Origin of the sequence: Paenibacillus sp. HGH0039, assembly GCF_000411255.1 — a bacterium.
GTDB lineage: Bacteria > Bacillota > Bacilli > Paenibacillales > NBRC-103111 > Paenibacillus_F.
This window is the reverse complement of sequence record NZ_KE150412.1, coordinates 1631879-1632881: the sequence shown is the minus strand read 5'-3', so window position 1 is coordinate 1632881 and position 1003 is coordinate 1631879. Positions and strand designations below refer to the sequence as shown.

Annotated in this window: 1 pseudogene; it reads left to right on the top strand. The window is 67.6% G+C overall.

The features are described from left to right. A pseudogene (locus HMPREF1207_RS29700) lies at positions 1–1003 on the top strand (WIAG-tail domain); the annotation flags it as partial.

Below are 1003 nucleotides of genomic sequence, written 5' to 3'. Positions count from 1 at the left end.
GCGGTGACGAGCGAAGCGCTGGCGGAAGGCGCGGTGACAAGCGAAGCGCTGGCGGCGGGCGCGGTAACGAGTGAGGAGCTGGCGTACGGAGCGGTAACGAGCGAAGCGCTGGCAGAAGGCGCGGTGACGAGAGAAGCGCTCGCGGCAGGCGCCGTAACGAGCGAAGCGCTGGCGTACGGATCGGTGACAAGCGAAGCGCTGGCGGACGGATCGGTGACAAACGAAGCGCTAGCGGCAGGAGCGGTGACGAGAGAAGCTCTGGCAGAAGGTGCGGTGACGAGAGAAGCGCTGGCAGGAGGTGCCGTGACAACCGAAGCGTTGGCGTACGGATCGGTGACCAGCGAAGCGCTGGCGTACAGAGCGGTGACGAGAGAAGCGCTGGCAGAAGGTGCCGTGACCAGCGAAGCGCTCGCGGAAGGGTCGGTGACGAGCGAAGCGCTGGCGGACGGATCGGTGACGAGCGAAGCGTTGGCGGAAGGTGCCGTGACGAGCAAAGCACTGACGGCAGGCGCGGTGACGAGCAAAGCGCTGGCGGCAGGCGCGGTGACAAGCGAAGCGCTGGCGGACGGATCGGTGACAAGCGAAGCGCTGGCGTACGGATCGGTGACAAACGAAGCGCTGGCCGACGGAGCGGTGACAAGCAAAGCGCTGGCGGACGGAGCGGTGACCAGCGAAGCGCTGGCGGACGGATCGGTGACCAGCGAAGCACTGGCGAGCGGAGCCGTGACGAGTGAAGCGCTCGCGTATGGCTCGGTGACGAGTAAAGCCCTGGCGTACGGCTCGGTGACGAGCAAAGGGCTGGCGAGCGGATCGGTAACGAGTAAAGCCCTGGCGAGCGGCTCGGTGACGAGCGAAGCGCTGGCGAGTGGCTCGGTGACGAGCGAGGCGCTGGCGGAAGGCACGGTGACGAGCGAAGCGTTGGCGGCAGGAGCGGTGACGAGCGAAGCGCTGGCGGATGGAGCCGTGACGAGTGAAGCGCTGGCGGCAGGCGCGGTGACGAGCG